Here is a 296-nt window from a genome sequence, read left to right on the forward strand (position 1 = left end):
TGAAAGAGAAGATTTGAGAGACTCGAACACACATAACATGTGTGTCGTTTCAATTTTCAGCTTGATCCAGATTTTTAAAGAGCAAATATCTCAAACATGACTCGCAAGTCAGTTTTGAGATATGACGGCAGGTGACTTTCACTCACGAACCAGCAAGTGGCGTCCCCTAGGGGATTCGAACCCCTGTTACCGCCGTGAAAGGGCGGTGTCCTGGGCCTCTAGACGAAGGGGACGTACAGTCTCAATCGCAAGACGCCTTGCTATTTACTTTTCATCAGACAATCTGTGTGAGCACT

General features: G+C 46.6%; 1 tRNA gene. It reads right to left on the minus strand.

Annotated features, from left to right (window positions below):
* Positions 1-157 precede the first annotated feature (157 nt).
* Positions 158-233: transfer RNA gene (locus APU11_RS14845), tRNA-Glu, on the minus strand.
* Positions 234-296 lie beyond the last annotated feature (63 nt).

The sequence above is a fragment of the Enterobacter sp. 50793107 genome, assembly GCF_001463365.1.
Taxonomy (GTDB): domain Bacteria; phylum Pseudomonadota; class Gammaproteobacteria; order Enterobacterales; family Enterobacteriaceae; genus Enterobacter; species Enterobacter cloacae.